This window comes from Alitabrizicola rongguiensis, assembly GCF_021491355.1.
In the GTDB taxonomy this organism is placed as follows: domain Bacteria; phylum Pseudomonadota; class Alphaproteobacteria; order Rhodobacterales; family Rhodobacteraceae; genus Aliitabrizicola; species Aliitabrizicola rongguiensis.
This window is the reverse complement of the sequence record NZ_JAKENF010000001.1, coordinates 941,363-961,161: the sequence shown is the minus strand read 5'-3', so window position 1 is coordinate 961,161 and position 19,799 is coordinate 941,363. Positions and strand designations below refer to the sequence as shown.

20 protein-coding genes are annotated in these 19,799 nt (G+C 61.9%); 1 reads left to right on the top strand and 19 read right to left on the bottom strand.

Translation table 11 applies throughout. The features are described from left to right. Positions 1-46 precede the first annotated feature (46 nt). From L0V05_RS04795 to L0V05_RS04730, 14 genes are read right to left on the bottom strand one after another with little or no spacing between them, the layout of a single operon-like run. A complete protein-coding gene (locus L0V05_RS04795) occupies positions 47-832 on the bottom strand; it encodes a methyltransferase domain-containing protein (protein ID WP_234868942.1) in 786 nt (261 codons plus the stop codon). Next, positions 825-2,459 carry an amidohydrolase gene (locus L0V05_RS04790; protein WP_319937734.1) on the bottom strand — a complete coding sequence of 545 codons (1,635 nt, stop codon included), beginning with the start codon at positions 2,457-2,459 and terminating at the stop codon, positions 825-827. Before L0V05_RS04790 ends, L0V05_RS04795 begins: the two co-directional genes overlap by 8 nt. Beyond that, positions 2,456-3,343 (bottom strand): dimethylsulfonioproprionate lyase family protein, encoded by an 888-nt coding sequence (locus L0V05_RS04785; RefSeq protein WP_234868941.1) that lies wholly within the window; start codon positions 3,341-3,343, stop codon positions 2,456-2,458. Before L0V05_RS04785 ends, L0V05_RS04790 begins: the two co-directional genes overlap by 4 nt. Before the next feature lie 3 nt (positions 3,344-3,346). Further along, positions 3,347-4,186, bottom strand: a complete 840-nt coding sequence (locus tag L0V05_RS04780) for an ABC transporter permease subunit (RefSeq protein ID WP_234868940.1) — start codon at positions 4,184-4,186, stop codon at positions 3,347-3,349. Beyond that, positions 4,183-5,139: an ABC transporter permease gene (locus tag L0V05_RS04775; protein ID WP_234868939.1), complete on the bottom strand. Its 957-nt coding sequence runs from the start codon at positions 5,137-5,139 to the stop codon at positions 4,183-4,185. The genes L0V05_RS04780 and L0V05_RS04775 overlap by 4 nt, the downstream gene beginning before the upstream one ends. Positions 5,140-5,142: 3 nt before the next feature. Further along, positions 5,143-6,285 (bottom strand): ABC transporter ATP-binding protein, encoded by a 1,143-nt coding sequence (locus L0V05_RS04770; protein WP_406565951.1) that lies wholly within the window; start codon positions 6,283-6,285, stop codon positions 5,143-5,145. Positions 6,286-6,296: 11 nt separating this feature from the next. Beyond that, the gene (locus tag L0V05_RS04765; protein ID WP_319937744.1) at positions 6,297-7,010 is read right to left on the bottom strand and encodes an extracellular solute-binding protein; all 714 of its coding nucleotides are present in this window, start codon (positions 7,008-7,010) and stop codon (positions 6,297-6,299) included. A 21-nt stretch (positions 7,011-7,031) separates the two neighbouring features. After that, entirely contained in the window at positions 7,032-7,397 is a 366-nt protein-coding gene (locus L0V05_RS04760; protein WP_234868936.1) for an ABC transporter substrate-binding protein, read from the bottom strand. A 58-nt stretch (positions 7,398-7,455) separates the two neighbouring features. Beyond that, the gene (locus L0V05_RS04755) at positions 7,456-8,658 is read right to left on the bottom strand and encodes an aromatic ring-hydroxylating oxygenase subunit alpha (protein WP_234868935.1); all 1,203 of its coding nucleotides are present in this window, start codon (positions 8,656-8,658) and stop codon (positions 7,456-7,458) included. Between the two features lies 1 nt (position 8,659). Then, entirely contained in the window at positions 8,660-9,796 is a 1,137-nt protein-coding gene (locus L0V05_RS04750; RefSeq protein ID WP_234868934.1) for an aromatic ring-hydroxylating oxygenase subunit alpha, read from the bottom strand. A gap of 9 nt (positions 9,797-9,805) precedes the next feature. Continuing rightward, entirely contained in the window at positions 9,806-11,011 is a 1,206-nt protein-coding gene (locus L0V05_RS04745; RefSeq protein WP_234868933.1) for an aminomethyl transferase family protein, read from the bottom strand. Further along, positions 11,008-12,567 carry a phytoene desaturase family protein gene (locus tag L0V05_RS04740; protein WP_234868932.1) on the bottom strand — a complete coding sequence of 520 codons (1,560 nt, stop codon included), beginning with the start codon at positions 12,565-12,567 and terminating at the stop codon, positions 11,008-11,010. Before L0V05_RS04740 ends, L0V05_RS04745 begins: the two co-directional genes overlap by 4 nt. Next, complete coding sequence (locus tag L0V05_RS04735; RefSeq protein ID WP_234868931.1) at positions 12,554-14,170, bottom strand: phytoene desaturase family protein; 1,617 nt, start codon at positions 14,168-14,170, stop codon at positions 12,554-12,556. The genes L0V05_RS04740 and L0V05_RS04735 overlap by 14 nt, the downstream gene beginning before the upstream one ends. Continuing rightward, positions 14,167-15,519, bottom strand: a complete 1,353-nt coding sequence (locus L0V05_RS04730; protein WP_234868930.1) for an aspartate aminotransferase family protein — start codon at positions 15,517-15,519, stop codon at positions 14,167-14,169. The genes L0V05_RS04735 and L0V05_RS04730 overlap by 4 nt, the downstream gene beginning before the upstream one ends. 272 nt (positions 15,520-15,791) lie before the next feature. Here L0V05_RS04730 and L0V05_RS04725 point away from each other — a divergent pair, with 272 nt between their 5' ends. Continuing rightward, positions 15,792-16,385 carry a TetR/AcrR family transcriptional regulator gene (locus L0V05_RS04725; RefSeq protein WP_234868929.1) on the top strand — a complete coding sequence of 198 codons (594 nt, stop codon included), beginning with the start codon at positions 15,792-15,794 and terminating at the stop codon, positions 16,383-16,385. Positions 16,386-16,398: 13 nt separating this feature from the next. Here the strand turns inward: L0V05_RS04725 and L0V05_RS04720 are convergent, their stop codons facing one another. From L0V05_RS04720 to trhO, 5 genes are all read right to left on the bottom strand, one after another. Further along, entirely contained in the window at positions 16,399-17,751 is a 1,353-nt protein-coding gene (locus L0V05_RS04720; RefSeq protein ID WP_234868928.1) for a di-heme oxidoreductase family protein, read from the bottom strand. Between the two features lie 12 nt (positions 17,752-17,763). Then, positions 17,764-18,252, bottom strand: coding sequence for a bacterioferritin (gene bfr, locus L0V05_RS04715; protein ID WP_234868927.1), 489 nt, complete (start codon positions 18,250-18,252; stop codon positions 17,764-17,766). Then, the gene (locus tag L0V05_RS04710; RefSeq protein ID WP_234868926.1) at positions 18,200-18,496 is read right to left on the bottom strand and encodes a (2Fe-2S)-binding protein; all 297 of its coding nucleotides are present in this window, start codon (positions 18,494-18,496) and stop codon (positions 18,200-18,202) included. The genes bfr and L0V05_RS04710 overlap by 53 nt, the downstream gene beginning before the upstream one ends. Before the next feature lie 41 nt (positions 18,497-18,537). Next, the gene (locus L0V05_RS04705) at positions 18,538-18,720 is read right to left on the bottom strand and encodes a hemin uptake protein HemP (RefSeq protein WP_234868925.1); all 183 of its coding nucleotides are present in this window, start codon (positions 18,718-18,720) and stop codon (positions 18,538-18,540) included. A gap of 146 nt (positions 18,721-18,866) precedes the next feature. Continuing rightward, complete coding sequence (gene trhO / locus L0V05_RS04700; protein WP_234868924.1) at positions 18,867-19,778, bottom strand: oxygen-dependent tRNA uridine(34) hydroxylase TrhO; 912 nt, start codon at positions 19,776-19,778, stop codon at positions 18,867-18,869. Positions 19,779-19,799 lie beyond the last annotated feature (21 nt).

Genomic DNA, 19,799 nt, shown 5'->3' with positions numbered 1-19,799 from the left:
CTCGCGGTGCTTGGTGAAGAAAGCCTTAACGCACGAGCGATGCCTGTCAGGCTGGCTTGCGCGCCTTGAGGTGGGTCGGGCAGTGCTCGCCAGCTTCGAGGACCGGAACCATTCGCTCCCAGATTTCAACATTGTGGGCCACGAAGTCTGCCCCGAGTTCACGGGTGACTTCCGCGCCGAGGGGGCCCCTGAGCCGCTCCAACTCGGCCTTCGCGACGTCGCGATACCAGGTGTTCCGGCTTATGGTCGAGACCTGCTCGAAACCTGCCTTGTGCATCGCATCCGCATAGCGTGCAGGCGACGCCATGCCGAAGTCGAGGCCCTCGGCGGCAATGTAAGCCGCCATTGCCGGGCTGGGCGTCCCGTCGTGGCCGATGAGCCAGTCAGAGGCGATGAACCATCCACCCGGCCTCAGAACGCGGAACACCTCGCGCATCAGGGCGTGCTTGTCGGGAATGTGGACGATCGAATCCTTTGAGAACACGATGTCGAATGTGCCGGGAGGAAAGGGCAGGGGCCCCGGGGCGACTTTCGTCAGTCCGATCCGGTCGGTCAGCCCACGCCGCTCGACCAGACGGCGGGCATGACCGATCACGCCATCCTCGACGTCGATCCCGGTGACGTAGCCAGCGCCATGGGACTCGACCAACGCGATATCGATTCCTCCCGCACCACAACCGATGTCCAGCACGGATTTGCCGATCAGGTCGCAGCCTGCCACCAGCCGGGCGACCTCGTCGCGGCCACCCGGCGAGAGGAAGCCTTCACCCCAGATCGCTGCAAGGATACGGACCAGCTTGTCGCCGTACAGCTCCTCGTCCTGCTCAGCCATCGAACACCTCCGCCCGCCAGACTTCACGCCCCTTGAAGAGCGTGAGCAGCACATTCGTCGCCGAAATCTCGTCTGGCGCGCAAGCGAAGATGTCCTGATCCAGAACGATGAGATCCGCAGAGAAACCGGGCAGCAGTCGCCCGGTGAAGTCGCCGCGCCAGCAGGCCGTGGCCGCATGGGCGGTATAGCCAAGGACCGCCTCTTCGACTGTCAGCCGCTCCCAAGGAAGAAACGGCTCTTTCGGCCCTTCGTCTCGGCGGGCCTGCCGGGTCACAGCGGTTTCGATGATCTCGAAGGGATTGAGCGTTGAAACAGGCCAGTCCGAGGACAGGCACCAGCCGGTGCCTTCGTTCAGCATCCGCCGAAAGGCATAGACCTCACTGCGGCGTGCGGGGCCGATCATGTCCAGCGCGATGTCCGGGATCGTCGGGCTCAGTTGCGCCCAGAGTGTCTGGATGTTTGCCATCGCCCCGACCTTTGCGATTCGGGCAAAGTCGCCAGGATCGACAAGCTGGAGGTGAGTCAGCTGATGGCAGGCCGGCCAACGTCCGTTCGCGGCGACCGCAGCCTCAAGCCCCTCGATTGACGTACGTGCGGCTGCATCGCCGATGACATGGACGTGAATCTGGAACCGCGCGGCATCGAGGGCAACCATCAGCGCCTTGGTCTGTTCGGCCGTGAACATGGTCGGGCAGTTGCCGCCCGGAGGGTCGGCATAGGGTGCCAGCAGAGCGGCCGTGCGGTTTTCGAACACGCCGTCCATGAAGAATTTGGCGGACTGGACCCAGAAATCCGGTCCGGGATGGGCGGCGCGCATGGCCGAAAGCCGCGCGACAGCCTCTTCCGGCGTATCTTGCTCCTTGACCAGTGCGGCACCGCAGACCCGAAGGGTCAGTTCGCCCCGTTCGACCGCCATGCCATAGATGCGGGTTTCAAGCTCGGTCACGCGGGGATCGATCACGCCGGTGATACCATGGCGGTTCGCATGCGCCTGGCCTGCGCGAAGACCATCAAGATAGTCCGCGTCGGTCAGCTGGGGAAGCCGCTCCAGCGCCCATTGGATTGCGTCTTCATGGAGCATGCCGGTCGGCTCGCCAGCTTCGTCCAGAACGAAATGCCCGTTCATCGGGTCAGCGATGCCCTTCGTGATCCCTGCCATCAGCAAAGCCCGAGAGTTGAGGCAGGCATTGTGGAAGGAGCTGTCGTAAAGCACCGCGGGGCGATCAGCGATGACCGCATCGATGACGTGGCGCGTCAGATTGTCGTCGCCGAAATGGCCCGGCTGCCACCCGGAGCCTACGACCAGCTCGAGGTGTGGGACCTTCTGCGCATGGGCGGCCATGGCTGCCTGGAGTTCCGCAATTGTCGAGACCTCATACAGAGGCGCGGCTGTCGCAAGGTCGGTGCCCCCGGACAGAAGATGGATATGCGGGTCCTGGAAGCCCGGCAGGACCAGCCGGCCTCCGGCATCGATTCTGCGCGCATCTGGAGCGGCCAGTGTCGTCACCTCGGCTTCCGTACCGAGGGCAACGATGCGCTCTGCCCGGATGAGCAAGGCATCGGCAGTGGGTCGCGCCGCATCCATCGTCCGGATGCGGGCATTTACGATGAGAAGGTCGGAGGTCATTCGAAGGTTCCGGTGGGTGTGATGCGCAGGGATTCAAGCTGCGGCCAGTCAGTGGCCGGCAGGACAGTAGCGGGTTGCATCACGTCGCGGGTCCACCCGAAGAGGCACAGGAAGGGGACAGGGCCAACCTTGGTCAGATGTGGCGCGAACGGGTCGTTCCAAACCGGCTCATGCGCGGGTTTGATGACAAGCGATGCATCAGGTCCGAAGCGCCAACCGTGGGGGCCTGTGAGAGGTGCGTAAAGCTCTGGTGCAGCATGATTGTGGTCGCGGTAGAGCACGTGCGGCGCGATCAGGAACAGACCGATGTCGAAATCCTCGGCCCGGAAGGGCGCCTCTTCTCCAACGAGGCTCGCAAAGGCGTGCCCCGTTCGGAAACTTTCGCCGATCAACTCCGCCGGGTAGGCGTCATAAGTGACCCATTTCAGCAGCGGGGCCGCCGCCGCGATGGCCAGCGCCAGCGACGGGTGCGTTGCGCGCAATTGGACGAGCGCTTGCTGCAGATGAGCGTCCACCACCGCCGACTTCTGCGGTTTTGGAAGGCTGATCGGCTTGCCACGCGCCATTGCAAGCCCCGCGCGCAACTCACCAGTCCCCGGGCCTGCAAGACCAGACAGATAGACATCCACCTCATCCAGAAGGGCATGAAGCGACTGTTCCGGCGATGATGCGGAGGGAGCGGGCAATTCCCTTGCAAGCCCCCGCTGACCAAGCAGGATCATTGGGTCTTCACCATCGCGAGGCGAGCAGATCCGGAAGACCTCGAGCGCCTCTGGTGAAAGTCGGCCCGCCCGGTTCAGTTGCATCGCTGCGGCGTATCGCAGACGGCCAGAGCCGGGCAGTCCAGGAGGCAGCATCAGTTGTGCGAGAACAGCGTCGTCCATGCCTTACTCGTTTGCGCGATAAGCCAGGCGGATATCTGCATCACGGCGCTTCTCGGCGCGGTTCATGACTATCCCGGCGATAATGACCCCCAAGCCGACGATGCAGACGATGATTGTGGCAAGTGCATTGATGTCAGGCGTTACGCCAAGCTTGACCTTCGACCAGATCAGGAGTGGCAGCGTGGTGTTGCCGGGCCCGGTAGTGAAGTTGGTGATGACCACATCGTCCAGCGAGATGGTGAAGGCCAGAAGCCAACCCGACAGGATCGCGGGGCTGATGATCGGCAGGGTAATGTCCTTCATCACCTGCCAGGGCTTTGAGCCAAGGTCCATCGCCGCCTCTTCGATCGCCTGATCGGCAGCGATCAGGCGCGAACTGACGATCGTCGCAACGAAGGTCATCGAGAAGGTGATATGGGCGATGGTAACCGTGGTAAAGCCGCGGCTCGCCGGCCAGCCGATCCACTGGGCCATCAGGATGAACAGCATCAGCGACGAGATGCCGGTGATGACCTCGGGCATGATAAGCGGCGCGGTGATCAGCCCCGAGAACAGCACGCGTCCACGGAACTTCTTGAACCGCGCCAGGGCGATGCCAGCCATCGTGCCTAGGATCGTGGCGCAGGTGGCGGAAAGGAGCGCGATCTGCAGCGACAGGATCGCTGCACTGATTACCTGCTTGTTGCTGAACAGCGTGGCATACCACTTCGTCGAGAAGCCGCCCCAGACCGTCGCCAGGCGCGAGGCGTTGAAGGAGTAGACAATCATCGACAGGATCGGGATGTAGAAGAACGCGAACCCGAAACACAGCACGGTGATAAGGAAGATGGGGCGGCGGTTCATGGCTCGTCCTTCATCCGTTCCTGGGCCTTGGCGTCGAAATGCGTGTAAAGCATCATCGGCAAGACCAGCAGCAGCAGCAGGGCGACCGCGACAGAGGATGCCATGGGCCAGTCGCGCGCACTGGCGAATTCATCCGAGATCACGCGGCCGATCATCGGTTGCGAGGAATTGCCGACCAGCGAAGGGATGATCAGTTCGCCCGCTGCAGGGATGAAAACGAGCAAGCCGCCGGCGATGATGCCAGGGATCGACAAAGGCAGCGTCACGTCACGAAAGACCTGAAACGGACGCGAACCCAGGTCCATTGCCGCTTCATCCAGCGTCTGGTCCAGCTTTTCCAGATTTGCAAAGAGCGGCAAGATCATGAAGGGCAGGTAGGAATAGACCATGACCAGAACGACCGCGAAGTTCGTGTTCATCATCGGGATTGACCGCAGCGCCCAGTCCGTGGGGACGACCCAGTTCCAGATCGAGGTCAGGCCGCGGTTGAACCAGCTGTTGTTGCTCATCAGACCCATCCATGCATAGACGCGCAGCAGGAATGAGGTCCAGAACGGCAGGATGACCAGCATGAGCAGGATGTTCCGCCATGCCCGCGACACACGCGTCAGACCAAGAGCCATCGGATAGCCGATCAGAAGGCAAAGCGCCGTGGCAATCAGCGCATTGACCACGGAAGTCAGGAAAGCACGAATATAGAGACTGTCCTGGAACAGCCGTTTGTAGCCATCCAGGTTGATCAGCGGATGCTCACCCCCGAAGGAAAACGGAGGTGCGGTCGGCGTCCTTGTCGCAAAGCTCATCGCTACGACGATGATGAAGGACAGGAAAAAGAAGACCAGCAGCCAGATATAGGGCGTGGCGATGATGATGTCGGACCAGCCCCGTCGGTTGAACCAGCTGACCAGACCCTTGCGGTGCGGTGGCACGTCGGACTGTTCTATCGCAGCCATGGCCTAGTTCCGCAGCAGGATTGCAGAAGTCGGATCGAAGCTCAGCCAGACCTGGTCTTCCCAGTCGGCCACACGCTCGTCCTCGCCCACACGGCGGGCGTTGACAGAGTTGACGGTCACGATCTGCCCATCCGGGAGCGCGATGCGATAGAGCGAATCCTTGCCGAGGTAGCCGAGGCCCGAGACCACGCCGCTGAAGGAATTCGGGTCATCGGGTCGCTCGCGGCCGAGCCTGATTTTCTCGGGCCGAAGGGCAAGCGTCACTTTCTCGCCTTCGGTCAGGCCGGGAACGCTACGCCCGATCTTGACCCCGCCCATGGCCGGCACATCCAGTATCGCGTTCTGCCCTTCGATCTTGCGCACGGTCGCTTCAAAGGTCGTGATTGACCCGATGAAGCCGGCAACGAAGCGGCTGTTGGGGTACTCGTAGACATCGTTCGGGGTACCGATCTGGCGCACCTGTCCCTTGTCCATGACCGCGATCCGGTCGGACAGGGTCATGGCTTCCTCCTGGTCGTGGGTGACCACGACGAAGGTAACGCCAGTTTGCGACTGAATGTTCATCAATTCAAACTGCGTGTGTTCACGCAGTTTCTTGTCGAGCGCCGCGAGCGGTTCATCCAGCAGAAGAAGCTTCGGTGCCCTCGCCAGCGCGCGTGCAAGCGCCACTCGCTGCCGCTGTCCACCGGAAATCTGGTGCGGCTTGCGATGCGCGAACTGGGTCAGCTGAACAAGGTCCAGCATCTCGCGCACGCGGTCCTTGCGCTGCGCATCCGTCATCCTTTCGTGCTTCAGCCCATAGGCCACGTTCTTTTCGACGGTCATGTGCGGGAAGAGCGCGTAGGACTGGAACATCATGTTCACGGGGCGCTCGTAAGGCGGGACACCCGTCATGTCCTGTCCGTCCAGCCAGATGCGGCCCGAGGTTGGATCTTCGAATCCCGCGAGCATCCTGAGCAGCGTGGTTTTCCCGCAGCCGGATCCACCAAGAAGTCCAAAGATCTCGCCCTTGTAGATAGAGAGAGACACGTCATCGACGGCGGTGAAGCTGCCGAACCTTTTCGTGACAGCTTCAATACGAACGAAGGGGTCCGCGCCAGCGGTGTTCACTGGCGCGGAGACAGGTTGCGGACTGGGCATTTGCATACTTCACCCGATCATTCGGTCTTGATCGCGGTCCAGGCCCGCGTGATGGCGCGGTCCTGCTCTTCGTTCAGGGGTTTCGGGGCCCAGAGACGCTTGATCGTCTCTTCATCAGGATAGACGGCGGGGTCGGCAAGGATCGCCGGATCGACGAAGGGTTTCGATGCAAGGTTCGCGTTGGCATAGGCGGTGTAGTTCGTGCAGGCCGCGATCACCTCTGGCTGCAAGAGGTAGTCGAGGAAGGCATAGGCATTGTCGACATTGGGTGCGTCAGACGGGATCGACATCACATCGATCCACGCCGGCGCCCCGGTTCTGGGCACGAAATAGGCAAGGTTCATCTCGATGCCGGCTTCGGCGGCGCGCGACTTAGCGACAGCATAGTCGCCAGACCAGTTGTTGATCACGCACAACTCGCCGTTGGGAATTGCGTTCAGATAGTTCTGGTTGTCAAAGGTGCGGATGTCCTGCCGGATCGGCTTGAATGCCTCGACCACCTTGTCGTAATCGGCGACGTTCGTCGTATCTCCGTCGAGGCCGAGGTACCTCAGCACCATCAGCATGATGTCGGTCGGGCTGTCGAGGATCGAGATCCCGCAATCGGCAAGCTTCGCTGCGTTCTCGGGCTTGAACACAAGATCCATGCTTTGGAAGTCGGCATCTGGGATGCGTTCTTTCACCATGTCGACATTGTAGGTGAATCCGACCGAGCCCCACATGTAGGGAATCGAATGGTCCGAGCCGGGATCCTATCCATCGACAATCCGCAGGATTTCCGGATCGAGGTTCTTCCAGTTGGGCAATTTCGACTTGTCGAGCTTGGCATAGACGCCGGCCTGGATCATTTGCGGCTGGCTCATCCCGGCGGTGACGGCAACGTCGTAACCCGTTGCGCCTGCCAGCATCTTGGCCTGCATTTCCTCAGCCGAGGAATAGGTATCGTATACCACGCCGATGCCAGTGGCAGCCTCGAAATCGGCCAGGGTCGTCTCGCCGATGTAGTCGGCCCAGTTGTAGACATTGACCGTTCCAGCCTGCGCCCAGGACGGGCGTACGTAAGGAAGTGCAAGCGCCCCGCCAAGGACGGTCAGCGCCCCCCGTCTGTTTACTCTCATCGCATTTCTCCCCTGTTGAAGTGGCCGACTTCGCCGGTCCTGTTTTCTTAACGAGATGTTAAGCGTCGTGGTTGCCCGCGCCAAGCAATTCTTTGTTAAGGGAAGCAATGCGCTCCTCGGGCATAGGTTCCCGATGGTTCAGGACCGGGAGGATCTTGCGAAGATTTTCGTGGTGATTCCTGACCCCGAATTCCAGATCGGACAGGTGAAAGTCATCGAAGGCGGTGGATTTCATCGATTCGTCCGACCAGATCGAAAGCTGCTGATCCTCTGCCGAGGTTTCACGGTCGATGCGGTAGACGAGATAGCGCGCCAATCGCTGCTGCCGGGATTCATTTTGCCGCCGATAGATTCGGCCGGTGAGGCGCGTCTGACCCGGCGAAATCGGAAGATCATGGTAGAACTGCACGCTTTCCGGCGTGAAGATGAAGACCGCATTCGGGAATACGCCATAGTAGTTCCAGGCCTTTTGCAGGCGCTCTGGCAGCCATTCCTGAACGGGGGACATCTTGATGTAGTTTCTGACGGACCACAGACGGCCGGGCGTGTCTCCGAACGTCGCGTATGAACTCGCGAGGCCGTTTGCGTGGACGATGTCCCGATAGCTCCGGCCATAAAGATCCTGAAGTCCAGGATGCGCCATGGCGACGTGATAGCCCTCGTTGTCGACATCGCGCACGGACTTCCAATTGACCGGAAGGATCGTTTCCCACCCCGCCTGCGCGACCGGGAGAAGTTCTTCTGCACGGAAATCAGAGAAGTCCTGATCGTAGTCGGCGAGGTACTCGGCAACCGAAGGCTGAGGCCCCGGCAGGAAGCGCAGGAAGATGAAACCGTGCCAGATGTCCATCTCGATGGGCTTGAGATTGAACTTCGACCGATCCATGTCGCCAAAGGTCTCGGGCCGCGCCGGACCGCGCAGGGTTCCGTCCAGGTTGTAGACCCAGCCGTGGAACGGGCAGACCAGGGCGCCCTTACAGTGCCCCTGCCCGCCGTCAACGACCCTGGCGCCGCGATGGCGACACAGGTTGTGGAACGACCGCACGATGTTGTCCTTGCCGCGCATCACGATGGCGCGTTCGCCAAGCAGGTCGAACGTGAACCAGTCCCCGGGGGACGGAACGTCGTTCACATGGCCGACAAGCTGCCAGTGGTTCAGAAAGACATGCATACGTTCGAGGTCGAACAGCGCCTGGGAGCTATAAGCCCAGCCGGGCAAGCCACGACGGTCCCAGTCGTTCGGAACGGTCCGAATGTTCATGTTATACCTCCGCCTCGGCCAGTCGGCCCAAGACCCATTTGTGGAAGTTGTGAATGTCGAACTCCTGCGGCATCAGACGGCCTTTGGAGTGGCGCGACGATTTCAGCCCGCGCTGGTTGATCTCGCAGGCCTCACCGTCTTCCAGCACGACGGTCGTCGCGAAATCCGTCACCGAAGCCAGCTCAAAGCCGGGCTGAGCGAGGGTCTCCTTCGGGAAGAACCACTCGATCGTCAGCTTCGTTTCCTCGGGGCTGACCGGTGTCAGGCTGACCGCACGTGCATAGTCTACATGTGCGACGATGAACATCGTCGGATAGAGCGTGACGAAATTGAAGCCATTCGCGCGCTGCTGCGCTGTCAGGTTCGGAAATTCCGGCCCGCACGGCTTGCCGCTGACGGTCCAGCTGCTGGCTCCCTGCTTCAGCACCTGATCCGCGCTTGGCGCCCCGGGCGTCCAGTCGGGTGCTTCCGAGGCAGACATGATCCCTTGTTTGTAGATCGGGACCATGTCGCACAGGCTCGGGTGAACCGATGGGCAATGCAGGCATTCGTTGTAGTTTTCCCAGAAGATCTTCCAGTTGCACGCGAGGTTCTTTTCCAGGCGATGGCCTGTCACGAGATCCGCCATCGGCCAGTTGTCTAGCGCGCTCAGGCCCACGTCCGGCCTCAACTCCGGGGCCTCTTCTGCAAGCGACAGGAACAGGAAGCCGTTCCATTCCTTCACATGCACCGCATACAGGCCATGGTCTTCCTTCCGGAAGTCGGCGGTCGGTGTGGCATGGGCGACAGAAACCAGGCGCCCGTCGGTCGCATAGGCCCAGGCGTGGTACGGACAGGTTATGAGCTTGCCAAGCGGCTTCTCGGCGGCCGAGCAAAGCTCGGCGCCACGATGGCGGCAAGTGTTGTGGAAGGCCGTCACCTTGCCGCTCTGATCACGGCAAAGGATCAGGTTCTCTCCCGCGACGCACACCTTCCGCATCGTGGCGGGTTTCAGGTCGTTCAGGCGGCCGACATAAACCCAGTCCCTCGCCCAGATCGCGCGTCGCTCTCGTTCAAACCAGTCGGCATCGAAGTAGGCGGATGCCGGAAGGGAGTCGGGGCAGTTGTTGAGCAGAGGCGATTGGGTGTGAAACGTCATCTCGGCACCTCAGAATGGACCCGGAGGCGTCGCCCGGCGACGGGGCGGCGCGAAGAACGGCCGCTCGCACATGCGGGCGGGCAGCATCAGCTTGGCATATTGAAGCTCGCGCAGGGCATAGACTTCAACGAACAGGTTTCCGGTCTCGTGATAGGGCCGGCGGATCTGCGCCAGCGCGACGTTGCGCTTGGCCGAGGGTGACCAGCACGCCGCCGTCACCGTGCCCACCTCGGTCTTGCCATTGTGGTAGATGATCGACCCTTCGACCGAGACGTTGCCGTCGATGTCGAGGCCAACCAGAGCCCATTTCGAACTCTTGTTCACCTTTTCCTTCAGAAGGGCGCGGCGACCGGTGAAATGGCCCTTGTCGAAATCAACCATCCATTCGAGCCCAAGCTCGAACGGCGAGCGGGCGCGATCTTCGCGCACGGCCTGATCAACCGGGATAAAATCCATGTTGGTAATGATGAATCCGGCCTCGATCCGCGCAATGTCGAGGGCATGCGTGCCGATCGGACGGATGCCCCATGGGGCGCCTGCCGCAAAGAGATGATCCCAAAGCGCGATGGCATGCGCGGGCGTTGTCCAGAGCTCGTACCCCAGATCGCCGGTGAACCCGGTGCGCGAGATCATCAGTTCGCCCCCGTCGAAGGGGAAAGACCGCATCCGGAACGGTTTGAGGTCCGCCACGTCGAAGCCTGCCGCATTCAGCACCGACCACGCGCAAGGACCCTGCAATGACAGCGCCGCGACATCCTCGGTTTCTTCACGGATATAGACCTCGAAGCCGATCGCGCTGTCCAAGAGCCAGGGCAGGTGCCGCTCCTGGCAGCAGATGCGGTAGTCGGTCTGCCCAAGCCTGAACAAGGTGCCATCGTCGATTACCTTGCCGGCATCGTCGCACCAGATGGTGTAGTGCACGCCGCCAACGGACAGCTTCGAGGCATTCCGCACCGTCAGCCGGTCAAGATAGGCAGCTGCGTCCCTGCCGGTCACTCGATACTTGACCATCGGGCAGAGGTCGTAGACCGAGGCGCCATTGCGGATCGCGCTGTGCTCCATCGCGGTGTCGCCGAAGCTGAGCGCGGTGGTGTAGCCAGCCCACGGCCCCCAGTCGTTCAGACGATTCTCGGCGGCGGTGCGTGGATGGAAGGGCGTCTGCTTCAGCGGCGTCAGGTAATGCAGCCGGGGATCCGAGTTCCTCATGACATTCATGCCCGCGCCTCCCGAATGATGCGTTCCGCGGCGTTCCAGCCGGCTGCGCCGGAAATGCCGCCTCCCGGGTGGCAGCCCGCGCCGGCGAGCCACAGCCCCTCGATCGGCGTCGCGTACTGCGCGATGCCAGCGACTGGGCGCAGGAACAGCATCTGCTCCACCGACAGTTCACCGTGGTGCCAGTTGCCGCCTACCATGCCGTATTGGGCCTCGATGTCATAGGGCATCAGGAGTTCGGCATGGGTGACGAGCGCCCGGATCCCCGGTGCGTGTTCCTCGAGCATCGCGAGCGCATTCTCCAGCATCTCGGCACGGGCGGCGTCTGCCCCGGCCTTGGGCTTGTGCGGCGCGAATTGCACCACTGCAGACAGGACATGGTGCCCGGCCGGGGCAAAGCCGGGTTCATGCGCTGAGGGGATCACGATTTCCATCACCGGTCGCTTTGGTACCTCGCCGTATTTCACGGCGTTGTATGCCAGCTCGACCTGATCGTCGGACGGGGCGATCACAAGGCGCGATTTCAGGTCGGCCCCGCGGAAATCCGGCGCCCCTTTCAGGGCAAGGTGCAGCTTGGCCGCCGCGCCACGCGACTTCTGGTCGCCGATGCGCTTGACGAAACCCGCGTCAAGATGGCGGGGGCCGACCAGTTTCAGGAAGGTAGTTTTCGGGCTCATGGCCGAGACGACGATCTTCGCCCGTACCTCCTCGCCATTTGCCAGCCTTACGCCGGCTGCCCTGTCGTCCTCGATGAGCAGGCTGTCGACGGTCGCGCCGGTCCGCAGATTTACGCCTGACGCTGTCGCCGACTTCACCATCGCGTCGGCCACGGCACCCATGCCGCCCTTCGGCAACGCCAGCGCAGCACGCTGGCCGGCACCCTCGCCCGCCAGCCGGTTCAGAAGCAGGATCAGGGAGTTCGGGGATCGGGGCCCGAGCCACGAGCCAAGGGTGGCATCAAAGGTCAGCAGGCCCTTCAGACGCTTGTCCGTCAGCTCGTCGTTCACCACGTCATAGACATTGATGAGGATCATCCGAAGGAACTCGCGGAAGTCTGCCTTTCCAAGCATCCGCAGGTTCAGGCCGAACCTGGCGAGCTTGCCGTATTCGTTGCCCGCCCTCTTGGCGATGCGCGGCGCGGTGAGTTGCTTGAACGGTGCCAGAACCTCGGCGAAGGACAGAAGCTGCTTGCGCAGGGCTAGCCAGTTCTTGCGGTCGGCGTCCGAAATCGTGCCGCGGATCGTGGCGCCCGCCGAGCCTTCCAGCACGAGGTGGTCGCCGGTCGCGGACAACGCCGTGGAACTCAGTCCCGAGGTTACGAAGCCAAGCCCGTGCCGACCAAGGTCCATGCCCGACATCACCCGGCTGTCGATCTGGTTGGCGATATGGGCAAGGCCCGGCGTGCGAAAGCCGGGCGCGAATTCCCGCGCGACGGCCGCGCCGCCGGCCTGCCCGGCCTGTTCCAGCACCAGAACCTTGCGGCCCGACGTTTGCAGGCGGTGCGCAGCGGCAAGGCCGTTGGTCCCGCCGCCGATCACGATGACATCAAAGGACGGCATAGGCTTCGCTCATGTCTTTGGTGGGCGCACGCAGGTCGCGCAGGATTTCCGAAGCCGCGTTGCGACCCGGTGCGCCCATGACGCCGCCGCCGGGATGGGTGGAAGATCCGCAGATCCACAGGTCCTTGATCGGGCTGCGATATTGCGCGCAACCTGGCACGGGACGGTTGAACAGCAACTGGTCGAAGGTCAGTTCGCCTTGGAAGATGTTGCCTTCGGTCAGGCCGACTTCCTTTTCCAGCTCGCGCGGCGTGCGGACCTCGACATGCAGGATAGAGTTCTTGAAGCCCGGTGCATATTTCTCGATCTGGTCGAGGCAGGCCTTGGCGAAGCCGTCGCGGTCGGCGTCGGTCCAATCCTGCCCCTCGACTTTCGGCGGGGCGTATTGCACGAAGCAGGACATGAAGTGCTTGCCCGGCGGGGTCATCGTCGGGTCGATCATCGTCGGGATCATCATGTCCTGGAACGGGTCGGCGCTGTAATGGCCGGCCTTCCAGTCGTCATAGGCGCGCTCCATCTTCTCGATCGAGTCGGTGAAATGCATGTCGCCCTTCATATGCGGCGAGTTCGGCGGAAGCGCGGTAAAGACCGGCGCCTTGTCGAGCGCGATGTTCAGCTTGCCTGACGAGCCGCGGATCTTGAATGCCTTGACGCGCTTGACGAAGTCACCAGGCAGTTCGCCTTCGTCGACATGCTTCAGGAAGGTGCGCTTGACGTCCATGTTCGAGACGACGCGCTTGCCGTGGACCTCATCGCCGTTCTCCATCGCGACACCGATCGCCCGGCCGTTCTTGATGAGGATCTTCTCGATTCCGTTGCCCGCGCGCACCTCGCCGCCCGCCGCTTCGAGCGAGGCCTTCAGCGCCTTGGTGATCGACCCCATCCCGCCCCGGGCAAAGCCCCAGGCGCCGACATTGCCGTCTACGTCGCCCATCGCGTGATGCAGCAGGACATAGGCCGTGCCAGGCGACATCGGGCCAAGGGCGGTGCCGATGATCGAGGCGACAGCCTGATAGGCCTTCACGGTCGGATGTTCGAAATACTCGTCCAGGAAATCGCTGATCGACATCGTCCAGAAGCGGATCATGTCGTACATCGCCGCTTCCGACAGGCCGAACATCTGCTTGCCCAGCCAGGCGAGTTCCGACAGGTCGCGCGGACGGAAACTCGACGGATCGGGCGCGGTGCGCAGCAGCATCGGCCGGATGAACCGGCAGTGCCGCAGCACGTCCCGCGAGTAGCGGTCATAGGCCTCGGCGTCGCGCTTGGAATGTCGGGCGAACTCGCGGCGGTTTGCGTCGTGATCTCGGTGCATGCCAAGGTAGTCGCCGTTCTCCATGAACACGGCGCCGCCTTCATAGGGCAGGATTTGCAGGCCAAATTTCGGCAGTTCGAGGTCGCGCATAATCTCGGGCCGGAACAGCGAGGCGACATAAGAGCAGTTGGAATAGGTGAAGCCCGGATAGAGCTCGCGGCTGACGGCCGCGCCGCCGATCCAGTCGTTCTTCTCCACCACGCAGACCTTCTGGCCCGCCCGGGCGAGATAGCAGGCGGCGACGAGGCCGTTATGCCCTGCCCCGACGATGACGGCATCGTAGTTCATGCGCGTTTTGCTTCTTCTTCGAAATGTTCAAGGGTCAGGTCTACTGCCGTCTCGACCGCCTTCAGCGTGTCGGTCAGGCAGGTCTCGTCCAGGCCATGCGCCTCGCACATGAACCAGGGCTCGCGCGAGTCGGGCTCGCAGATCACGCCGAGGTCGTGCAGGAAGTAGGCCATCTGGTCGTAGAAGGAGTAGTCCGAAGTCTTCCAGTCGCGGTAGTTGTCGGGCGGAGTTTCCGCGAAGAACAGGCCGAACATCGACGGATGGCCGGTGTAGGAATGGACGATTCCACGAGCGTCGAGGATCTTCGAGATGCCGCCCTTCAGCCGCTCGCCATAGTTGGCCAGTGTCTCCAACGCAGGTGTTTCGTCGAGGATGCGAAGGGTCTCTTCTGCAGCTGCCAGCGACACCGAATGGGCTGTGTAGGTCCCGCCATGGGACGCGCCGCCATACTTGAACGTGCGCATCACCTCTTCGCGGCCGGCGACGACCGAGATCGGGTAGCCATTGGCGACCGCCTTGGCAAAGGTCGTGATGTCGGGCGTGACGCCCATGATACCCTGGATGCCGCTCTTGCCGACGCGGAAGCCCGACTTCACCTCATCGATGATGAGCATGACGCCGTATTTGGTGCAGAGTTCGCGCGCGAGTTTCACATAGTCCGGCTGCGCCATGATCGAGCAGCAGTTGCCCTGGATCGGCTCGATCAGCATCGCCGCAAGCTTGTCGCCATGCTTGCGGAACATTTCCTCAAGCCGCTCGAAATTGTTCATCGGTGTGATATGCGCCAGCTTCTTGACAGTTGGCGGAATGCCCTTGCCGTAAGGAACAAGCTCGGGGTCCTTGTTCGAGCCCAGGTCCCATTCCTCCATGTTCGACATCCACATCGCGGCATCGAACAGCCCGTGATAGCCCCCCTCGACTAGAAGGTAGCTTTCACGCCCCGTATGGGCACGGGCAAGCCGCAGGGCAGCCATCACCGCCTCGGTCCCCGAGTTCGAGAAGCGGACAAGCTCTGCCGCCGGCACCATCTTGGCGATGCGGTCGGCGACGATAAGTTCCCGTTCGGTCGAAAGGGCAAAGACCCCGCCAACCTCCATGCCCCTGCGGGCCGCGGCATCCACGCGGTCGTCCGCATAGCCCAGAATCGCCGGGCCGTAGCCAAGCCGGTAATCGACATAGGCATTGCCATCGATATCCCAGGTCCTGCCGCCCTTGCCGTGATCGACATAGATCGTCCGGTCGTCGCCCCAGTAACGGAAGGTCGACGAAACCCCGAGCGGCAAACGCTTCACGGCCTTCTGGAATTGAGCATTCGACTTCGCGAGAGTGCGCGTCGGCAGGCGGGTCATGATGTTTGTTCCTCGTCGCTGGCCAGGTTCGATTCCGGCCTTTTTCCCTGTTTTGATCAAAGCATCGAATTATTTTGACTGAACTGTCAATCAAAATCTATCTTGACCTTGCCGGCAACCTGACCCTTTCCTGAGACCGTGAATGCCCTAATAAGAGCGATAGAACTTGTCGGGACACCCGTATGGCCGTTGCCCAGCCGAATTCATCAACAGAATCCTCTGGTGAGAAGGGGGAGCCTGCTCGACGCAAGCAAAGCCGCGAAGAGCGGCGTATGCAGTTGATCGAGGCGACGATCGAAACGATTGCCTTGCGTGGCTATGCCCGCACGACGCTGAGCGAGGTTGCCCGGACCGCCGGGCTGTCCCATGGTCTCGTCAACTTTCATTTCGAGACCAAGGAAAAGCTGCTTGAAGAGACCCTGGCTTTTCTTGCCGAAGAGTACAGGGAAAACTGGCAGGCAGCCTTGGCTGCTGCGGCAACTGACCCAGCCTCTCAGCTTGCCGCCTTGATCCGGGCTGATTTCGAGCCCGCGATCTGCACGCCGGCGCGCCTTTCGGCCTGGTGTGCTTTCTGGGGCGAGGCGCAAAGCCGGCCGCTCTATCAGGAACGGTATGGTGCCAACGACGAAGCCTACAACCGGAACATGGAACAGATCTGCGCCCGCCTGATCGCGGCAGGCGGCTACTCCGGGTCTGCCGAACGGACGGCGAGGGTCGTGCGGGTTACGATCGAAGGCGTCTGGCTGGACATGATGACGATGCGCGACCCCTATCCGAGGGAAGAAGGGCTTCGCACAGTCCATACTTGCGCGTCGGCCTTCTTTCCTCGCCATTTCTCCGAGAACGGACCAATCCCGCAGGCCTAGCCGGGCCGGAAGATCAAAGGCTTTCCAGAAACGCGATGAGCGCTGCGCGGTCCGGGGGCGGCAGGGCGGCGACGCGGTTGCGCGATGCCTCTGCCTCGCCGCCATGCCAGAGGATTGCCTCAAGCAATGTCCTTGCGCGGCCGTCATGCAGCAAATGTATCTGACCGCTGACCGCTTCTGTCAGCCCTATCCCCCAAAGAGGCGCAGTGCGCCATTCCGTGCCGGTTGCCAGCCCTTCGGTCAAGCCATCCGCAAGACCCGGACCCATGTCATGGAGCAGAAGGTCCGTGTAGGGTTGGATCGTGTCGGTCTTGCCCTGACCGGGAGTTGGGACCTGGAACTCCTTGACATGACAGGACGCGCAGCCTGCGTCGCCAAAGACAGTCTCGCCCCGCATCACCAAAGGTGCATCCGGGTTGCGGCGCGACGGAACGGCAAGGGATGCAGTGTAGAAGGTCAGGTCATCGAGGTTCTTGCGACTGACTTCGCGCGGGTCTGTATCGCCCGGCGTTTCGCCGTTGGGTGCCCCCCGGCAGTCCACTTCTGCCTTGGTGCAATCGCCCCACGGCGCCGGATAAAGGTCAGTCGAAAGACCAAGGTCCAGCATTAGCGCCGTCGCCGTCTGGTCGCGCAGGTCGGGCAGTCCTGCCTTGTGCCCAAATCTGCCGAGCTTGATCTGGCCGCCCTCAATTGAGGAAACAAGATTGGCGCGGCCCGAAATGCCGTCTCCGTCGCGATCCTCTGGATCGGCATTTGCAAGCAACGCCTCGTCCGGGATTGCGGCCAGCATGCCGAGGCCGATCAATTGCTGCGCGATGCGCGGGGACAGCAGGGCCCCGGGAAACATGGGGCCGAACGCTGCGGATGAAATCCGATACTGAGGATCCCGCAACGTAACGGGCGGTTCGTCACGGATCGGAATCGCGAATTCGCTGTAGGTTACGCTGATACGCCCTTCGACCGACAATCCCGGGACTGCCATCGTCTGTAGCTGCCGACCATAGGTCGGCTCAGGCCGCCCCGCGAGCGACAGATGCAGCACAAGGCCTGAGTTGCTGTCAGCCGTACCCTCCGGAAGACGACCTCTTCCGTCGCGGACATGGCAGGACTGGCAACTCCGGGCGTTGAACAGCGGACCAAGACCGTCGGACCCCGGAAAGGCAGAAGGCGCCGAGACCCAGAGCTTGCGAAACAGGAGGTTACCCTCGCGAAATCTCTGTAAGCCTTCGAAGTCCAGCGTCGGAAGGGGCTGCGAGAATGCGTTGCGGCTGTCCGAAGACTCGCCTTCGGCAGAAAGCTCAGCCGGCCACGACAAGACGATCGTGGCCGGCAGGATCAGCACAAGGGATCTGGTCCGCCGGGCCATCTGGCGCGGCGATCAGGACTCGGCCTGGCTTGCCGGCTTGGCGTTCAACAGGCCATAGCGCTCTTCGCCCAGGCGATCGAACAGGCCAAGCTGGGTTTCGAGGAAGTCGATATGGCCTTCTTCGTCGGCGATCAGGTTTTCGAACAGGGCTTTCGACACATAGTCACCGACCTTCTCGCAATGGTCGCGGGCCTCGATATAGAGCTTCCTGGCGTCGTGCTCGCCGGCCAGGTCGGCTTCAAGCGTTTCGCGGATGTTCTGACCGATCCGCAGGGGATCGAGCCGCTGCAGGTTCGGATGGCCTTCCAGGAAGATGATGCGCGCGATCAGCCGGTCGGCGTGATGCATCTCTTCGATGCTTTCGGCGCGGGACTTGTCGGCCAGATGGCCAAAGCCCCAGTCGTCTTGCAGCCTGTAGTGAAGCCAGTACTGGCTGACGGCAGTCAGTTCAGACCGGAGTGCCGAGTTCAGATATTCGATGACCTTGGCGTCGCCCTTCATTGCGCTCCCTTTCTTTCGTGGCTGCCGTCCGAAGCCCGCGCAAGTTCGCGGGTATTTCGAAACTGGCATCGCTGCGCATGGTTTCAAGGAAAATCGGCATACAGCCGCCGCATTCGGCCCGCTTGCCAAGCGCCCGATAGACCTTGCCTGCGGTAATCACGGTGCAAGAATCGGCCGCGCGCATCCAGCGCACGGCCGCTCGAATGTCGCTGTCAGTAATTGCGTGGCAGTGGCAGACGATCATCTTGGTGCTTGTCTCTTGCCGGGGTGCTGAACGGCGGAGTTCTACTTCGTCAGGATCAGTTTTCCGGCGCGGGTAATCCGCAGAAAATAGGTCTGGCCATTCAGGGTGATCCGCGCCTGCGAACCGCCATGGGTCAGTTGTTCGGCGTCATGCAAAGGCAACTCCTTCGCAACAGGCTGCACCTGCGGCAGGGGAAGCTGCGAAGGGTCGATCCGGGCGTTCATCTGCGGTGTCTCCATCCTGTCAGGGAGCGGTCAAAGGCAGGGCGATGGCTCCGGGCTCACCGAATGGCTGGCTGGGCAATCTATACCTGACAAAAAGAATATGGTTTGTAAAGACCGATTATTTTAGTTGGTCTTCATGCCGGCAGTCAGCCGGCTTCGGGGCCAAGATGGCGGCGCCCCCGCCTTTCTGCCAGCGCCATCTGCCGGTGCCGTTCGCGGAAGCGGATCCGATCCTGATCCGAGTATTCTTCTGCACAAGCGGGGCAGCAGACCCCTTCTTCAAAGGAGGGGTCGGCCCTGTCCTGTTCGCTGACCGGGCGTCGACAGGCCCCGCAGGTCGTCAGGTGCCCCGGAATAAGTCCATGCCCGACCGAGACCCGCTGATCGAAAACGAAGCACTCGCCATGCCACAGGCTCTGATCCAGCGGAATCTCCTCGAGATATTTCAGAATCCCTCCCTTGAGGTGAAAGACCTCGGTGACGCCCTGCCCCAGAAGCCAGTTCGTCGATTTCTCACAACGGATACCCCCGGTGCAGAACATGGCGATCCGCTTGCCTTCGAACTGGGCCCGGTTCGCAGCCCACCATTCGGGAAACTCGCGGAAGCTGCCGGTACCTGGATCGATCGCTCCATCGAAGGTGCCTATTGCCACCTCATAGGCATTGCGGGTGTCGATTGCGACGACATCGGGTTGCCGGATCAGTTCGTTCCAGTCGGCCGGGAGCACATAACGCCCTACCTTTGCGATCGGATCGACATCCGGCTGCCCCATGGTAACGATCTCGCGCTTCAGGCGCACCTTCATCCGGCCGAATGGCATGGCCTCGGCAAGGCTCTCCTTCCATTCGATATCGGCGCAGCCGGGCAACGCGCGGATATGTGCCAGAACCCTGTCGATGCCTGCGCGGGGGCCGGCGATCGTGCCGTTGATGCCCTCAGCCGCAAGAAGCAGCGTGCCGCGAATGCCTTCGGCCTCGCACAGAGCCAAGAGCGGAGCGCGAAGGGCGGCAGGATCTTCGAAGCGGGCAAATTGGTAGAGCGCGGCAACGGTCAGCATTCCGGCTGTTTGGACCCGCGC

Coding starts and splice junctions, on each gene's coding strand:
- L0V05_RS04760 (WP_234868936.1), bottom strand. CDS start 7,397: ATGAGAGTAAACAGACGGGGGGCGCTGACCGTCCTTGGCGGGGCGCTT.
- L0V05_RS04780 (WP_234868940.1), bottom strand. CDS start 4,186: ATGAACCGCCGCCCCATCTTCCTTATCACCGTGCTGTGTTTCGGGTTC.
- L0V05_RS04745 (WP_234868933.1), bottom strand. CDS start 11,011: ATGAATGTCATGAGGAACTCGGATCCCCGGCTGCATTACCTGACGCCG.
- L0V05_RS04730 (WP_234868930.1), bottom strand. CDS start 15,519: ATGACCCGCCTGCCGACGCGCACTCTCGCGAAGTCGAATGCTCAATTC.
- L0V05_RS04775 (WP_234868939.1), bottom strand. CDS start 5,139: ATGGCTGCGATAGAACAGTCCGACGTGCCACCGCACCGCAAGGGTCTG.
- L0V05_RS04755 (WP_234868935.1), bottom strand. CDS start 8,658: ATGAACATTCGGACCGTTCCGAACGACTGGGACCGTCGTGGCTTGCCC.
- L0V05_RS04740 (WP_234868932.1), bottom strand. CDS start 12,567: ATGCCGTCCTTTGATGTCATCGTGATCGGCGGCGGGACCAACGGCCTT.
- trhO (WP_234868924.1), bottom strand. CDS start 19,778: ATGCTGACCGTTGCCGCGCTCTACCAATTTGCCCGCTTCGAAGATCCT.
- L0V05_RS04750 (WP_234868934.1), bottom strand. CDS start 9,796: ATGACGTTTCACACCCAATCGCCTCTGCTCAACAACTGCCCCGACTCC.
- L0V05_RS04725 (WP_234868929.1), top strand. CDS start 15,792: ATGCAGTTGATCGAGGCGACGATCGAAACGATTGCCTTGCGTGGCTAT.
- L0V05_RS04770 (WP_406565951.1), bottom strand. CDS start 6,285: ATGCAAATGCCCAGTCCGCAACCTGTCTCCGCGCCAGTGAACACCGCT.
- L0V05_RS04705 (WP_234868925.1), bottom strand. CDS start 18,720: ATGAACGCCCGGATCGACCCTTCGCAGCTTCCCCTGCCGCAGGTGCAG.
- L0V05_RS04790 (WP_319937734.1), bottom strand. CDS start 2,459: ATGACCTCCGACCTTCTCATCGTAAATGCCCGCATCCGGACGATGGAT.
- L0V05_RS04720 (WP_234868928.1), bottom strand. CDS start 17,751: ATGGCCCGGCGGACCAGATCCCTTGTGCTGATCCTGCCGGCCACGATC.
- L0V05_RS04795 (WP_234868942.1), bottom strand. CDS start 832: ATGGCTGAGCAGGACGAGGAGCTGTACGGCGACAAGCTGGTCCGTATC.
- L0V05_RS04710 (WP_234868926.1), bottom strand. CDS start 18,496: ATGATCGTCTGCCACTGCCACGCAATTACTGACAGCGACATTCGAGCG.
- bfr (WP_234868927.1), bottom strand. CDS start 18,252: ATGAAGGGCGACGCCAAGGTCATCGAATATCTGAACTCGGCACTCCGG.
- L0V05_RS04735 (WP_234868931.1), bottom strand. CDS start 14,170: ATGAACTACGATGCCGTCATCGTCGGGGCAGGGCATAACGGCCTCGTC.
- L0V05_RS04785 (WP_234868941.1), bottom strand. CDS start 3,343: ATGGACGACGCTGTTCTCGCACAACTGATGCTGCCTCCTGGACTGCCC.